Below are 15,831 nucleotides of genomic sequence, written 5' to 3'. Positions count from 1 at the left end.
AGTTGGTGGCGCATAAGGGCAAATAGTTCACACAGAGCGGTATCAAGCAGCAGCTAAGTGGATAGATAAGTGGATATTTCGCGTTCTCCCGCCGCGGCATAACTGGCGCATAATCGGCGCATTACAGGGCAATGTACTGTGTGCTGTATTTTTTTAATACGCAATTAAATACTGCGGAATATGCGCAATTTATCGGCATACTCCCAACAAATTATTGCAGTAAGCGACAATATGACGCCCCATTTTCTCTGAAGCCCAAGAGTCGGTTTGCGTGCATGACTTTCTGAAGAATCTCTCTGGGCTTGCGGTTCAGACATTGCTCACCGGACTTTGAAGCGAGGAATCGGCGAGCGATGCTGCGAAAAGGATGACGCCAGCATTGAGCTCCAGCACTTCTTCAATAAATCTCGAATAATCATGCGGCAGCGCAGAAAATATTTCTTTATCGAAAGGCCAGGACGCGATGTAGAACAAGCCGCCCCATAGTGTCAGAAGCATGACGGGCAGCACTAGAATCGCTGACCGGCGAGAAAAAATTTGTTTGATGCGCGGCATCAGAATAATCAGAAAAACTACCCACAACGCCACGCCTGCTAGTCTGAAAATACGCTCGACCAGCGGCCATATTTCTGCACTGCCGAATTGATCAATATCGAGTTCCCGTAATGCAAAGGAATACATCAGCAAGGCAAGCCCTGCATGGATAGGGAAATTCAGCGCAGACATTTTCAAATGGAACGCCCGTTCGCCATGCATGAAACAAGCAAGCAATAGAAAGGTGGACTCCGCCAATTCAATGGCGTGATTCTCTTCCGCTATCAGCGGATCGTTTTTCCACAGAATGAAAGAAAGTACGGTCACTGTCAGCATGATGCTTATCAGCACCGTCAGGCTGCGCCCCGGCGAATAAGGATGTTCGCGCAAGGTATTGAAATTCATGTGTTTTTGTTGGGATATTAATTATTCGAGGCAATATACTCTTTATCCCAACGGCAACACAAATAGACCGGAAGACCATTTCCGCTTAAATCAGGGTGACGGAAACACAATGCGCGCCCGGCGTATCGCTCCCACCTGCAGCACGGACATCCAAAAGACAAACGTATTAATAGAAAAAAACGTCAATATGATCATGCAGTTATCGAATGAAATAAGCGATCAACCGGAAAATCCAGGCTCAATCCGATTCGCTCCTATCGACTAATTATTGAAAACGTCCGCACCCTTCGGCACCACGAATTTGAAGCCGTTGGCGGGAAGCACCGGATTTTTCTCGAAATTCTTGAATGTCAGCAACGACACTTGGCCGAAGGCGTCGCGCAGTTCCATTGCTTGCGGCACGCCGTTGCGCAGGCCGATGCCGATGTGCTCGAAAGTGCTGTCCTTGGATTTGGGCGTGGCGTCCAGCCATTCCATGCCGTCTTTGGTGCCGGCATCTTTCAGCTTGAAATTCTTTTCCAGGTCGTTGCTGCCGAACAGGATGGCGGCGGGACTGGAGGCGAGCGCGTCGCCGAGTTTTTTGACGGTGACCTGATTCAGGTCTTTATCGAAAATGTAGAGCTTGTCGCCATCGGCTTGCAGCAATTGCTCGTACGGTTTCTGGTAGGTCCAGATGAACTTGCCAGGGCGGGCGAAGCTGAAACTGCCGCTGGAGACGTTCGATACCTTGGCGGTGCCGTCCGTCATCTTGACCTGGCGCTGGGTGAACTCGCCTTTGGCGGCTTTGGTGCTGGCGACAAAGGATCTGAACTGGTCCAGCGCGGCGGCGTCGGCAATTATTGGCGCAAACGCCAGCATGGTGATGGCCAACAGCCTGGCAAATGTACGTGACCGACACCCTTTTTGGGTGGCTTGTTGATGCGTATATGGAGTGGGATTGCTATATTGATGCATGGTTTGCGTTGTCATTTTTTTCCTTATTCTGCATTGTTTCCTGCCGGCACCAGAATTTCGCGGTTACCGTTGGATTGCATGGTAGATACGATGCCAGTTTGCTCCATTTGTTCCAGTAAACGGGCGGCGCGATTGTAACCAATGCGTAAATGTCGTTGCACCAGCGAGATCGAGGCACGGCGATTCTTCAGCACGATGGCGACCGCTTGGTCGTACAACACATCGGATTCAGTGCCGCCGGCACCCGCTTCGCCGAACGCGCCATCAGCGCCCTCCTCCAGCACGCCGCCTTCCAGGATGCCTTCGATGTAATTAGGTTCCCCCAGGGCTTTCAGGTGCTCGACCACGCGGTGCACTTCCTCGTCGGAGACGAAGGCGCCATGCACCCGCACCGGCAACCCGGTGCCGGGCGGCATGTACAGCATGTCGCCCATGCCGAGCAGCGCTTCCGCGCCCATCTGATCCAGAATCGTGCGCGAGTCGATCTTGCTGCTGACCTGGAATGCAATGCGGGTCGGGATGTTGGCCTTGATCAGGCCGGTAATCACATCCACCGAGGGCCGCTGCGTCGCCAGGATCAGATGCAAGCCGGCGGCGCGCGCTTTCTGGGCGATGCGGGCGATCAATTCCTCGACCTTCTTGCCGACCACCATCAGCAAATCGGCCAGCTCGTCGATGATGATGACGATGGTGGGCAGCTTTTCCAGCGGTTCGGGAGCGTCGGGCGTCAGGCTGAAGGGATTCGGGATGTGCTCTTCGCGCTTGGCGGCTTCGGCAATCTTGACGTTGTAGCCGGCCAGGTTACGCACGCCGAGCTTGGACATCAGTTTGTAGCGGCGCTCCATTTCGGCCACCGCCCAGTTCAACGCGTGCGCGGCCTGGCGCATATCTGTCACCACCGGGGCCAATAGATGCGGGATGCCTTCGTAGATCGACAGTTCGAGCATTTTCGGGTCGATCAAGATCATCCGCACGTCGTTCGGATCGGATTTGTACAGCAGCGACAAAATGGTGGCGTTGATCCCGACCGATTTGCCGGAACCGGTGGTGCCGGCCACCAGCAGATGCGGCATTTTGGCCAGGTCGGCAACCACTGGCAGGCCGGCGATATCCTTGCCCAGCGCAATGGTCAGGCTGGAAACGCTGTCGTTATAGACATTGGAACTCAGGATCTCGGTCAGGCGCACGATCTGGCGTTTCGGGTTCGGCAGTTCCAGCGCCATGTAAGTCTTGCCGGGGATGGTTTCGACCACCCGAATCGAGGTCAGCGACAATGAACGGGCGATATCGCGCGCCAATCCGACCACCTGGCTGCCCTTGACGCCGGTGGCGGGTTCGATCTCGTAACGGGTGACAACCGGGCCCGGATAGGCGGCCACCACCTTAGCGATCACGCCGAAATCCGACAGTTTTTTCTCAATCAGGCGGCTGGTGAATTCCAGCGTCTCGACGCTGACGGTTTCCTTCGCCGGCGGCGCTTCATCCAGCAGCGACAGCGGCGGCAAACTACCATCCTGCAGATCGTTAAACAGCGTCACCTGCCGCTCTTTTTCGGCCCGCTCCGATTTGGGCACCGCCGTTATTTGCGGTTCGATTCTAATGGGCGGCGCTTCGACGATCTTGGCGCGCTCGTGGACTACGATTTCTTCGCGCTTGACTGCAGCCACCAGCCCCAGCTTGCGGTCTTGCCGCGCCCAGTAGGCGTATTTCGTCCATTTGAAAGCGCTTTCAAGCGTCGCGCCGACCCGCTCCGCAACAGCCAGCCAGGAGACCCGGAAAAACAGGCTGAAACCGAGTCCGAACAACAGCAATAGCAGCAAGGTGGCGCCGGTAAATCCCAATGCGCTGTGCGCGGTAGTGCCGATCAGGTCGCCCAGCACCCCGCCAGGTGTGCGCGGCAGTTGCACCGGCAGAGTATACAAACGCGCATGCTCCAGCCCGACGCTACCCGCAAGCATCAGCGCAAAGCCGGCGGCGCGTATCCATCCCTCGTAGCGGTGCACCGGTTCGGGCTGGATCGCGACCGGCAGCAAAAACTTGTGCGTCAAGCGCCGATAGCCGCGCCAGACTTCGCACAACATCAAGACACACCACCACCAGGCCGAAAATCCAAAGATAAACAGCAGCAGATCGGCGATCCAGGCGCCGGTGCTGCCGCCCAGATTATGCAAGGCCGGCACCGCATTGGCATGCGACCAGCCGGGATCAACCTGAGAGTAGCTGGCCAGTATCAGGATCATGTAAACGGTTAATACGCAAAAAGCAATCCAGCGCGCTTCGAACAGCAGGCGTGCCAGACGGCTCGGCAAAGGCGCTACTGGCGGCTTGGGAGTACGGGTATAGGTTTGGCTTGTTCTGGTCATAGTGCAGGTATCAGCATCGTTCTAAAAAGCAAGTAAATAGCAAAGAATTAGCAAATGAGTAGCAAATAAGTAACAGGTAAGTAGCAAGATGGATGCGCATCCGCGAAACAGGGTGGTTTGGTGCTTGGTCTATAATCTTAACCAGTTTTCGGGCGCAGCACTAACTTCCTACTCGTTTCCTACTCATCCCGCCCTTGATATTATGCTGCACGGCAGCATAATATAATTGTAAACATCCTACGCGCCACGCCCCCTTGCCCCTCTCTTTTAGGTAAAGATCTCATGTCCACACCCAAACACGCACATGTACTGATTCTCGGCTCCGGCCCCGCCGGTTATTCGGCTGCGGTGTATGCCGCCCGCGCCAATCTGAACCCAGTGCTGATCACCGGCATCGAGCAAGGCGGCCAATTGATGACCACCACCGAGGTCGATAACTGGCCAGCGGACCCGTTGGGCGTGCAGGGGCCGGAACTGATGCAGCGCTTCCAGCAACATGCCGAACGTTTTAACACCGAAATTATTTTTGACCATATTCACACCACAAAGTTGAGTGAAAAACCGATTCGTTTGATCGGCGACCAGGGCGAATACACCTGCGACGCGCTGATCATTGCCACCGGCGCCTCGGCGCAATACCTCGGCTTGCCATCGGAAGAAACGTTCATGGGCAAAGGCGTATCCGCCTGCGCCACCTGCGACGGCTTCTTTTACCGGGGCAAGGAAGTCGCCGTCATCGGCGGCGGCAATACCGCAGTCGAAGAAGCGATCTACCTGTCCAACATCGCCAGCAAGGTCACGCTGGTGCACCGCCGCGACAAGTTCCGCGCCGAAGCGATCCTGATCGATCACCTGATGGCGAAAGTGGCCGAAGGCAAGATCGAGCTCAAGTACAACCATACCCTCGATGAAGTGACCGGCGATGCATCGGGCGTTACCGGCATGAACCTCAAATCGATGATCGATGGCAGCATTACGCCCATCACGCTGCACGGCGTTTTCATTGCGATCGGCCACAAACCGAATACCGCCATTTTCGAAGGTCAGCTCGACATGAAAAGCGGTTATATCCAGACCAGAACCGGATTGCAGGGAATGGCTACGGCAACCAGCGTGCCGGGCGTATTCGCCGCCGGCGACGTCCAAGACAGCATTTACCGTCAGGCAATCACCAGCGCCGGTACCGGCTGCATGGCCGCACTCGATGCGCAGCGTTATTTGGAAAACTAACTCCGTGCATGCGCAGGGTGCGCAATTTGTACCCTGCGCAATCAACATTTCCCGTCACATTTATTTACCCACAGCGCCATGCCAGCCTCACTCAAGAACTTCGCCGACCTTGGTAAGTTGCGCGCCCGCCTGAAAGTGCAACAAGAGGCGCGCGCCGTGGCAGATGCCGAGCAACTACGGCGCGAACAAGCGGCGCAGTTGGAAGCCGACCTGTTTCGCCGCAGTATCGGTAAGGTCGCGCCGCTGGCGGTGCCAGACAGAGTAGCTACCACGCCGGTACGGCCGCAACCGATTGCCCGTCATCACCTGGCGGACGAGAAAGCCGCGTTGCAAGAGTCGCTATCGGATGATTTCGACGCCGAAACACTGCTCGATACCGACGATAGCTTGAGCTATACCCGTAGCGGCGTCAGCGCCGATGTGGTGCGCAAATTACGCAAGGGCCATTGGACCATCCAGGATCAGCTCGATCTGCACGGCTTGCGACGCGACGAAGCGCGCGACGCGCTGGGCGCATTCTTGCGCCACGCCAGCCGCAGCGGCCTGCGCTGCGTGCGCATCATTCATGGCAAGGGACTCGGCTCTGTAAACAAGGAACCGGTGCTGAAACAAAAAGTGCGCAACTGGCTGGTGCAAAAGGAAGAAGTCATCGCCTTTTGCCAGGCCAAGGCATCGGATGGCGGCTCGGGAGCACTGGTAGTATTGTTGAACGCCTGAAGTTGAACGCCTGAATCAGGCATTCTTGATAACTTCATCAAGTTTGTTTACGCAAGCGGCGCAGATGCGCTTGTACAGCATTTCAATTCTGCACATACATCATTATGTATTTTTAATATGCGCAATAGAAATACGCGCAAACATGCCTGTTTAATCCTATACCCCCTGTTTTTTAATGCGCAAGCTGAAGCGCGAGATTATCCGGTTACTGCCGATGCATGGCTATAAGTCGGTCCTGATCTAAAATATGGTTATCTTCTCAACAGGAGCCCGATCATGCCAGCCATGCCGATTACTCCGCAGCAACTGGAAGCGCTGATCCAGGAAGTCGAACTGGAAGATCCGATCGACTTCGCCGACCTGCCGTTTGAAGAGACGGCGCTGCGTGCGCTGGTTGCCAACCATTTGTGCGAGATGACGGCGGCAATGGATAGTTTTAGCCACGAAGACCGTCATCTGGCCCTGTTGGCGGTGGCCGCCAAACTGGTGCTGGAAAATCTGGTGCTGCACATCCAACTGCTGCGCCAGCAAGGCGCGCCGATCAGCGACAGCGTTGAAACGCTGTTGCAGCGCCTGCGCGACGGGAAGTAATTACCGAACGGTTTCAAGAGTAAAATGGCGGCCTAACTATTCACCGAGGAACACTTACCGATGGACGATCAAGCAGCAAAAAAATTCTTTTGGGATGAATGGCAACACGAAGCCCTGGCGGCCGGTGTAGCCGCGCCTCTGGCAAAACTGGGGTGGGAAGTGTTGCGCACGCATCGGCAAAATCGCTGGGGCAAGGATTTTCTGGGCGTGGAAGACGATGGCCCGCTGATGCTGACGATGTGTCTGGAAGATCCGGCCGGCACCGAACTGTTTTTTATCGAAAACCTGTATCCGTACGATACCGCGCTAATCGATGCCACGCGCGTCAAGCTGGGCCTGAAATAGCCCTCCGCGCTAAACCCGGCATCAAGCCCGACGCCACATGTCATCAGACTGCTCCGAAAGAATTGCTGTTCAGCAAATGAACAGCGGCAATTTCACGCCGATGGAATCGCCGTAAGCGACACGGCGCGGCTTAAGTTGTCTGTCATTGGCCGTCGCTGATAGACTATCGGCTGCCGCATTTTTAGGCAAAAATCGCCAAGTGCAGTACATGCAGTACATAAGAATGCAAGCCTGTGAACAATCAAGTAGCCCAAGGATTATGATGAAACGTGTTGATGATTTCCGACTGAAATTCGGCAAAAAAGAGTTGGTGCCACTCATTATCGGCGGCATGGGCGTGGATATTTCGACCGCATCGTTGGCGCTGGAAGCAGCGCGCCTGGGCGGCGTCGGCCACATTTCGGACGCGATGGTCAATGAGGTTTCAGATCGGCGCTTTGACACCAGCTTCGTCAAGGATAAAACCCGGCTGTACAAGTACAACATCAACAATTCGGACAAGACCGACATCCATTTTGACCTCGGCCATCTGGCCGAGGCTACCAAACTGCATGTCGGCAATGCGATGCAAGCCAAGCGCGGCGACGGTGAAATCTGGGTCAATTGCATGGAAAAGCTCACCATGAATGCGCCGCGCGAAACGCTGCGGGTGCGTCTGGTGTCAGCACTGGATGCAGGAATTGACGGCATCACCCTGAGCGCCGGCCTGCACCTGGGCTCATTCGGGCTGATCGCAGATCATCCGCGCTTTCGCGATGCCAGGCTGGGCATCATCGTGTCATCGGTGCGTGCGCTGCAGATTTTCCTGCGCAAGAATGCCAAGCTGAATCGCTTGCCGGATTACGTGGTGGTCGAAGGCCCATTGGCGGGCGGACATCTCGGTTTCGGCATGGATTGGGCGCAGTACGATCTGGCCACGATCATGGCCGAGATTGCGCAATTTCTCAAAACGGAACAACTGGATATCCCGCTGATCGCCGCCGGCGGTATTTTTACCGGCAGCGACGCCGTTTCCTTCCTCGAAAATGGCGCAGTAGGGGTGCAAGTAGCAACCCGCTTTACGGTAGCCAATGAATGCGGCCTGCCAGCCAAAGACAAGCAGGAATATTTCAAGGCCAGCGAGGAAGACATTATCGTCAACACGATCTCGCCGACCGGCTATCCGATGCGCATGCTCAAGAACACGCCGGCGATTGGTTCCGGCATCCGCCCGAATTGCGAATCCTATGGCTATCTGCTGGACGGTAACGGCAACTGCGCCTACATCACCGCCTACAACCGGGAAGTGGAAGCGCATCCGAACGACAAGGCCATCTCGGTAATGGACAAGACCTGCCTGTGCACCCACATGCGCAATTACAACTGCTGGACTTGCGGGCAATATACCTATCGCCTGAAAGACACCACGCGCCGTCTGGAAGATGGTAGTTACCTGGGACTCAGCGCGGAACACATTTTCCTCGACTACCAGTACAGCGTTGACAACAAAATCGCGTTGCCGGAATAAATCTATCCGGCCGTGCCAAGTGCAGCCGTGTGGTGCGCTGAGTATGCGCTGAGTACTGGATTGGCAATTGTTCGCGGCATGCGAACAGGATTCAGTGCAATGCTGAATCCGGCCAAGCCAGTGTCTACTCTTTGACTATGTAAGCTTGATGTAATCTGACCGGCGCACGATCCATTGATCAAAAAAGCGTTGCCATCAGGCATAAATATTGCATCGGCACGGTGCTTTTGCCAGCAATATTAATACGCAAAGCGACCAAAATATTTGGACAAGGAGACAAGGTTTTGCAAAACAAGTTACTTCGCCCCCTATTCCTGGGTATTCTCGTAGTAGCAGCAAGCGCCGCGCTGGCGGCTTTGGGCAACTGGCTGATTGGCGCTGCGATTAGCCCAGTACTATTGACCGCACTGGCAACAGCCGGCGGCTTGCTGGTTTTGCTGCTGGGCAAACCCAACAATGCCAACGAAGCCCGGCTCGCCGACCTGATCAGTCATGAACTCGATTTCATCATGATCGGTTCGGCCGAGACTTCCTACTTTGTCGATTCGGTAAAGAAAAAAATCGATCTGGATGTGCGCACCACCGAAGATATTGCCATCAGTTCCGCACACAATGCCAGCATGACCAAGCAAATCGCGGCCAATGCAGAGCAGGCATCGAAAGTCGCCTCCGATGTGCGCAGTCAGAGCATGGCCGGGCGGGCCGAAGTCGATCAGGGCTTGGTTCAGATTAACAATGCCCGACTGGATGCGCAGGCTGCACTGAGCACCATGACGGCACTGCAGGAAAAATCACGCCGGATTCACGGCATCACCGAAGTCATCAACGAAATCGCGGCCCGCACCAACCTGCTGGCGCTCAATGCGGCGATTGAAGCGGCCCGCGCCGGCGAACACGGCCGCGGCTTTGCCGTGGTGGCAGGCGAAGTCCGGCAATTGGCGCAACGTACCAAAGAAGCCACCGACGATATCGGGGTGATGGTGCGCGAGATTAATGATCAAGCCGAACACGCCGCCACCGGCATGCAGGCGCTGACCACCAAGGTGACCGAGGCTGCCCACAATGTGGAGCGGGTGCACACATTTTTGAGCGAGATTGAACGCGCCTCCGGAGAATCCCAGACCGAAATCCAGCAGATTGCCACCGCCTCGCGCGACCATGTCCAGACTTCCCAGTCGATTGCAGATGCCATTGTGATCATACGCGACGGCCTGCTGGCCACCGAAGCAGAGTTGCCACTGGCCGCAAGCGCTGCGATGGCGCTCATGGAACGGGCCGAAGCCATGTTCAGCGCCATCACCGAATTCAATGCGACCACCTCTCACGACGCCAACCATGCGGCGGCTGCAGCTGGCGCAAAAGCAGTCAGCCAGCTGTTTACCGAAGCGATTGCCAGCGGGCGCATCAGCGAGGGGGCCTTGTTCGACCGCAGCTACACGCCGATCCAGAATACCAATCCGCCCAAGCACTCGACCAAATTCGACGCATTTACCGACCGCGTGCTGCCCGAACTACAGGAAAAGATATTGGCCGACATGCCGCAACTTGCCTACGCCGGCGCAGTCGACAACAATGGCTATTTTCCTACCCACAACAAGAAGTTTTCCAGGCCGCTGACCGGGGACTATGAAACCGATCTGGTCAACAACCGCACCAAGCGCATCTTCAATGACCGCACCGGCAGCCGTTGCGGCGCCAATACCAAACCATTTTTGCTGCAGACCTACAAACGCGACACCGGCGAAGTCATGCACGATTTATCGGTGCCGATTTATGTTGCAGGAAAACACTGGGGCGGATTCCGCGTCGGCTACCGTTCCAGCACTTCGGCATAGCCACAGTCGCGCTGGACGCATTGCGGGAAGCAGCCGGTGATTTCCAGGATTATTTGCGAAACGATTCTGGGTTTGGCTTGTTGCGCTGCTCGTATACCGTTTTTGCATCCTGAACTGCGTGTTCCTGAGTGCGCAAGGTTTCGTCGTCGTCATGCAGCGAAAAGAAGTTTCCGGCTTGCGCGCGCATCACGTATTTGATCGCAGCGGCGTCGCTCAGATCGTACATTTCCGTCATCAGCGTGGTTACTTCGTCCAGATATTCTTCATAAGTCATTCGTCAACTCCCATTCTTCAACTCCATCGGTTACGGGTAAAGCCCGGTGCGTATTTTGCCCTATTCCTCGCTCCTCCAAAGTCGAAATACGTGGAAATCGAGATTGGTGCCGGCAGACCTGCATGCATTAGCCTGGCGGGTGGCGCGAAACGACAATTTTATTTATGATGCGATGGCACCGGCTCATACACTACAGCCGACAATCCGCATCTGTCATTTTAAGAGTTAACTATGCTAAAAGTGGTCATTCTGGACGGCAATGCCATCTCGCGGGATCTATTGAATACCGTTTTGACCAATGGCGGTCACCATGTGGTGGGTGACAGCAATACCAGTCCCGCCGGGCTGGCCAAGATGATCAAGCTGCGGCCGCAGATCGTCTGCATCGATATCGGCGAAGCCAATAGCGACGGCTTGACGCTGCTCGATTCGATACGCAGTGAATTGCCTAAGGCGCTGGTTTTCCTGGTCTCCGGCAAGATCGATTCGGCGACGATACAGAGCGCCTTGCAGCGCGGGGTGCAGGGCTTCATCGTCAAGCCATTCAATCCGCAAACGGTGCTCACGACAATCCGCAACGCTGTGCTGAAATTTGCCCGGCAGCAGCAAATCAAGCCAGGCGGGAGCATTTTGGCCCAGGCAAAAGAGTAAGGCTGCCCGGCTCGGCTGGTTTTATTTTTCATCCATAATTTTGCGGTTTTGCTCGACGCGCTGCTGGCTAGGCGCTGCCGGCTTACAGATAAAATCCACCAGTTCACGCGCATACAGCGGTAATGCATCGAGTTTTTGCACCACGACGCTACGCTCCCGAACCGCCCAAGGTTCAGTCAGGTCAACCAATGCCAGTTGCATCGAGCGGCTGTGACGCAATGCGGCTGACTGCGGCAGGATGCCGATCCCAATATTGGTTTCGATCATCCGGCACATCGCTTCAAAGCTGCGCACCTGAATCCGCAATTTCAGGTGCTGGCCGCTTTCGGACACTATCCGGCTCAAGAAATGGTGCAAGGTACTGCCCTCGTGCAAGCCGATATGCTCGTATTCAAGCGTTTCTGCAAACGCGATGCGCTCCTTGCCCGCCAACGGGTGCTCCAGTGCGGTCGCCAGCACCAGTTTATCGGTGGAAAAATTCAGTATCTCCAGTCCATCACCCTGGATCGGGCCGGCCACGATGCCGATATCAGCGGTTCCATCCCGAATCCCGCGCACGATTTCCTGATTGAGCCGCTCCTCAAGCGCGACGTTGACATGCGGATGGGTGGCAAGGAACGAGCGCAGCACTTCCGGCATGAACTCCGTCACCGCAGTGGTATTGGCGAAGATGCGGATATGCCCCTTGATGCCGTTGTTGAACTGCTGCATGTCGCTCTTGCAGCGCTCGACCTGCTGCATCAACAGTTGCGCATGATGCAACAAGGTCATGCCGGCAGCCGTTAATTGCACCCCGCGACTCTCGCGATAGAGCAGCTTCATGCCAAAACGCGCTTCCAGTTCCTTGATCCGATTACTGGTGGCCGCCAGCGACAGATGCATGCGCTCGGCGCTGCGCGTCAGGCTGTGAAGTTCACCGATAGTAATCAGCAGGCGCAGGTCGGTCAGATCGAAAAGCATGCTCAGGCGCTCCTTGTTTGCTTAAATATACGTCTAATAACAGTAAAGCAGAATTCACCGCAGCCAAAGGCACCCTTCCAAAAATGCAGATTGTCATCGCCGCTGACGTGGCACAGACTAGCCATCATTGATTAACCAACCCGGCACTGCGCCCGATATACGATGGAATCTGTGTCATTTGACTTGGAATTGATGCAACAGTGGGTCGGACGCCAGGAAGTGCGCGCCGATCTGATCGATGCCGCGCTTGCGGCCGCGCTTGCTGCGACGCTGGATCATACTACCGCTCCACAACCGGGCTCCGCATTGCCGCCATTGTGGCACTGGATCTATTTCTGGACCCACTGCCGGGAATCCGAAATCGGCGCTGACGGCCACCCGCAGCGGGGTGGATTCTTGCCGCCAATCCCGTTGCCGCGCCGGATGTGGGCTGGAGGACGCCTGACCTTTCCGGTACCACTGCCGATTGGGGCCGCCGCCACACGCGTCTCGAAAATCAAGAGTATCACCGGCAAAAACGGCCAAAGCGGCCAGTTGGCGTTCGTTACGGTACAGCATGAAATTGCCGCCGACGGCGTCATCGCCATCACCGAAGAACACGACATCGTGTACCGCAATATGTCGCAATCCCTGCCGCAACCCGGTGCAATTGCAGCGGCGTCAAAACCGGCCCCGACCGAAGCACTATGGCGGCGCACTGTGACCCCCGATCCGGTTTTGCTGTTCCGCTACTCTGCCCTGACCTTCAATGGCCATCGCATCCATTACGACCGCAGCTACGTGACCGGGGTTGAAGGCTATCCCGGCCTGATCGTCCACGGCCCGCTGATTGCGACGCTGCTGGCTGATCTGGTACGCCGGCATCTGCCGGATGCACGCCTGACCGAATTCAATTTCCGCGCAGTCGGCCCTTTGTTCGACATCGAGCCGTTTACCTTGTGCGGACAACCCGCCGCAGACGGCCGCAGCGTGCAACTGTGGGCGCAGAATACGCGCGGCGAACTTGCGATGCAGGCCGAGGCAAAACTTGCCGGTCCGCTCAGTAAGCAATAATTTAACCCATAATTCAGGAGCCATAAGATGTTGACGCCAGCAGATAAATTTCAAGAGATACGCGATGCGGTGCGCGCATTGTGCGCAGAATTTCCACCCGAGTATTTTCGCCGTATCGACCAGGAGCGCGGTTATCCGGAGCAGTTCGTCGATGCGCTGACCAAGGCCGGCTGGCTGGCCGCGCTGATCCCGCCGGAATACGGCGGCTCCGGCCTGGGCCTGACCGAAGCCTCGGTGATCATGGAAGAGATCAACCGTTCAGGCGGCAATTCGGGCGCTTGCCACGGCCAGATGTACAACATGGGCACGCTGTTGCGGCACGGTTCCGAGCGGCAGAAAAACGAATATCTGCCCAAAATTGCCAGCGGAGAATTGCGGCTGCAGACCATGGCCGTGACCGAGCCTTCCACCGGCACAGATACCACGAAAATCAAGACCACCGCCGTCAAAAAAGGCGACCGTTATGTGATCAACGGTCAAAAGGTCTGGATTTCACGGGTACAGCATTCCGACCTGATGATTTTGCTGGCGCGCACCACGCCGCTGGCAGAGGTAAAGAAAAAATCCGAGGGCATGTCGATTTTCCTGGTCGATCTGCGCGCAGCCATCGGCAACGGCCTCACGGTGCAACGGATCCTGAACATGGTGAACCATGAGACCAATGAGCTGTTCTTTGAAAACCTGGAAATCCCGGCAGAAAATCTGATCGGCGAAGAAGGCAAGGGATTCAAGTACATCCTCGACGGCCTGAATGCGGAACGCACGCTGATCGCCGCCGAATGCATCGGCGACGGCTACTGGTTCATCGACAAGGTGACCAAATACGTCAACGAACGCATCGTCTTCGGGCGGCCGATCGGCCAGAACCAGGGCGTGCAGTTCCCGATCGCGAGAGCCTACATCAACCTCGAAGCCGCCAACCTGATGCGCTACAAGGCGTGCGAATTGTTCGATGCGCATCAACCGTGCGGCACCCAGGCCAACATGGCGAAACTGTTGGCAGCCGACGCATCGTGGGAAGCCGCCAACGCCTGCCTGCAATTCCACGGCGGCTTCGGCTTTGCGCATGAATACGACGTCGAGCGCAAATTCCGCGAAACCCGGCTGTATCAGGTCGCGCCGATCTCGACCAACCTGATCCTGTCGTATGTCTCCGAGCATGTGCTCGGCCTGCCGCGCTCATTCTGAACGCACTCCTACTTGAGAGACAACATCATGCGACCACTGGACGGCATTACCGTCATCACCCTCGAACACGCGATTGCGGCGCCGTTCTGCACCCGCCAACTGGCCGATCTCGGCGCGCGCGTGATCAAGGTCGAGCGCCCCGGCGTCGGCGATTTTGCCCGCGCTTACGATGAACGGGTACGCGGACTGGCTTCGCACTTCGTCTGGACCAACCGTTCCAAGGAAAGCCTGACACTCGATGTCAAGCATGCAGAAGCCGGCAGCATTCTGGTGCAGTTGCTGGAAAGCGCCGACGTACTGGTGCAAAACCTCGCGCCCGGCGCTGCTGCCCGTCTCGGTTTGTCATACGAAGCGCTACACGAAAGATTCCCGCGACTGATCGTCTGTGACATTTCCGGCTATGGCGCCAACGGTCCTTATCGCGACAAGAAGGCGTACGACTTATTGATCCAGAGCGAATCTGGTTTCCTGTCGATTACCGGCTCACCGGACGAGCCGGCCAAGGCCGGCTGCTCGATTGCCGACATCGCCGCCGGCATGTATGCGTACACCAATATTCTTGCCGCACTGATTCAGCGCGGCAAAACCGGCCAGGGTTGCAATATCGACGTATCAATGCTGGAAAGCATGGTCGAGTGGATGAGTTATCCGCTGTACTACGCATTCGATGATGCCGCGCCGCCGCCGCGTGCCGGTGCCGCCCACGCGACGATTTATCCTTACGGCCCATTCACGGCCGGCGATGGCAAGATCGTCATGCTGGGGCTGCAAAACGAGCGTGAATGGCGACTCTTTTGCGACAAGGTATTGCTGCAGCCGACGCTGACCGATGACCCGCGCTTTTCATCCAATTCGCAACGCACCGCGGCGCGCCAGGAATTGCGCACCATCATCATTGATGCATTTTCCACACTCAGCGCCGAACAGGTGATCGAACGGCTGGACGCCGCCCAGATCGCCAACGCCCGGATGAACGACATGCACGACTTGTGGCAACACGCGCAACTGAAAGCGCGGGAGCGCTGGGTGGAAATCGATACCCCGGCGGGGAAAATTCCGGCCTTGCTGCCGCCCGGCGTGCCCAATACCTACAGTGCGCGCATGGATGCGGTGCCTGCTCTGGGTCAGCATACCGATGCGATCCTGGGCCAACTCGGTTACGACAGCGAAGCCATCAACGCGCTGCGCAACCAGCACGCGATCTAAAGCGATTTAAAGCGACTT

General features: G+C 56.4%; 15 protein-coding genes. 10 read left to right on the top strand and 5 right to left on the bottom strand.

Annotation, left to right across the window (positions count from 1 at the left end; genetic code table 11):
• Nucleotides 1-309: 309 nt before the first annotated feature.
• From KGFNPO_RS03150 to KGFNPO_RS03140, 3 genes are all read right to left on the bottom strand, one after another.
• Nucleotides 310-939 carry a hypothetical protein gene (locus tag KGFNPO_RS03150; protein WP_472633051.1) on the bottom strand — a complete coding sequence of 210 codons (630 nt, stop codon included), beginning with the start codon at nucleotides 937-939 and terminating at the stop codon, nucleotides 310-312.
• Nucleotides 940-1,200: 261 nt separating this feature from the next.
• A complete protein-coding gene (gene lolA / locus KGFNPO_RS03145) occupies nucleotides 1,201-1,908 on the bottom strand; it encodes an outer membrane lipoprotein chaperone LolA (RefSeq protein ID WP_472633050.1) in 708 nt (235 codons plus the stop codon).
• Nucleotides 1,909-1,916: 8 nt separating this feature from the next.
• Nucleotides 1,917-4,256, bottom strand: a complete 2,340-nt coding sequence (locus KGFNPO_RS03140; RefSeq protein ID WP_472633049.1) for a DNA translocase FtsK — start codon at nucleotides 4,254-4,256, stop codon at nucleotides 1,917-1,919.
• 282 nt (nucleotides 4,257-4,538) lie between these two features.
• Here KGFNPO_RS03140 and trxB point away from each other — a divergent pair, with 282 nt between their 5' ends.
• The 6 genes from trxB (at nucleotide 4,539) to KGFNPO_RS03110 (ending at nucleotide 10,481) form a co-directional block, all read left to right on the top strand.
• Entirely contained in the window at nucleotides 4,539-5,486 is a 948-nt protein-coding gene (trxB, locus tag KGFNPO_RS03135) for a thioredoxin-disulfide reductase (RefSeq protein ID WP_472633048.1), read from the top strand.
• A 78-nt stretch (nucleotides 5,487-5,564) separates the two neighbouring features.
• A complete protein-coding gene (locus tag KGFNPO_RS03130) occupies nucleotides 5,565-6,203 on the top strand; it encodes a Smr/MutS family protein (protein WP_472633047.1) in 639 nt (212 codons plus the stop codon).
• Between the two features lie 285 nt (nucleotides 6,204-6,488).
• Nucleotides 6,489-6,794 (top strand): hypothetical protein, encoded by a 306-nt coding sequence (locus KGFNPO_RS03125; protein ID WP_472634375.1) that lies wholly within the window; start codon nucleotides 6,489-6,491, stop codon nucleotides 6,792-6,794.
• Between the two features lie 60 nt (nucleotides 6,795-6,854).
• Entirely contained in the window at nucleotides 6,855-7,139 is a 285-nt protein-coding gene (locus tag KGFNPO_RS03120) for a hypothetical protein (RefSeq protein WP_472633046.1), read from the top strand.
• A 262-nt stretch (nucleotides 7,140-7,401) separates the two neighbouring features.
• Entirely contained in the window at nucleotides 7,402-8,646 is a 1,245-nt protein-coding gene (locus KGFNPO_RS03115) for a nitronate monooxygenase (RefSeq protein WP_472633045.1), read from the top strand.
• Nucleotides 8,647-8,930: 284 nt separating this feature from the next.
• Nucleotides 8,931-10,481: a methyl-accepting chemotaxis protein gene (locus KGFNPO_RS03110; RefSeq protein WP_472633044.1), complete on the top strand. Its 1,551-nt coding sequence runs from the start codon at nucleotides 8,931-8,933 to the stop codon at nucleotides 10,479-10,481.
• Between the two features lie 49 nt (nucleotides 10,482-10,530).
• Here the strand turns inward: KGFNPO_RS03110 and KGFNPO_RS03105 are convergent, their stop codons facing one another.
• Nucleotides 10,531-10,755, bottom strand: a complete 225-nt coding sequence (locus KGFNPO_RS03105) for a hypothetical protein (RefSeq protein WP_472633043.1) — start codon at nucleotides 10,753-10,755, stop codon at nucleotides 10,531-10,533.
• A 231-nt stretch (nucleotides 10,756-10,986) separates the two neighbouring features.
• Here KGFNPO_RS03105 and KGFNPO_RS03100 point away from each other — a divergent pair, with 231 nt between their 5' ends.
• Nucleotides 10,987-11,406 carry an ANTAR domain-containing response regulator gene (locus KGFNPO_RS03100; RefSeq protein ID WP_472633042.1) on the top strand — a complete coding sequence of 140 codons (420 nt, stop codon included), beginning with the start codon at nucleotides 10,987-10,989 and terminating at the stop codon, nucleotides 11,404-11,406.
• A gap of 21 nt (nucleotides 11,407-11,427) precedes the next feature.
• Here the strand turns inward: KGFNPO_RS03100 and KGFNPO_RS03095 are convergent, their stop codons facing one another.
• A complete protein-coding gene (locus KGFNPO_RS03095) occupies nucleotides 11,428-12,366 on the bottom strand; it encodes a LysR family transcriptional regulator (RefSeq protein ID WP_472633041.1) in 939 nt (312 codons plus the stop codon).
• Nucleotides 12,367-12,528: 162 nt separating this feature from the next.
• Here KGFNPO_RS03095 and KGFNPO_RS03090 point away from each other — a divergent pair, with 162 nt between their 5' ends.
• From KGFNPO_RS03090 to KGFNPO_RS03080, 3 genes are read left to right on the top strand one after another with little or no spacing between them, the layout of a single operon-like run.
• Nucleotides 12,529-13,419: an HTD2 family dehydratase gene (locus tag KGFNPO_RS03090; RefSeq protein ID WP_472633040.1), complete on the top strand. Its 891-nt coding sequence runs from the start codon at nucleotides 12,529-12,531 to the stop codon at nucleotides 13,417-13,419.
• 27 nt (nucleotides 13,420-13,446) lie between these two features.
• On the top strand, nucleotides 13,447-14,607 hold the full coding sequence (locus tag KGFNPO_RS03085; protein WP_472633039.1) for an acyl-CoA dehydrogenase family protein: 1,161 nt from the start codon (nucleotides 13,447-13,449) through the stop codon (nucleotides 14,605-14,607).
• Between the two features lie 27 nt (nucleotides 14,608-14,634).
• Nucleotides 14,635-15,813: a CaiB/BaiF CoA transferase family protein gene (locus tag KGFNPO_RS03080; RefSeq protein WP_472633038.1), complete on the top strand. Its 1,179-nt coding sequence runs from the start codon at nucleotides 14,635-14,637 to the stop codon at nucleotides 15,811-15,813.
• Nucleotides 15,814-15,831: the final 18 nt, after the last annotated feature.

It is taken from the genome of Gelidimonas diazotrophica, assembly GCF_055694025.1.
The sequence above is the reverse complement of the archived record's forward strand: the minus strand, read 5'-3'. Positions and strand labels throughout refer to the sequence as shown.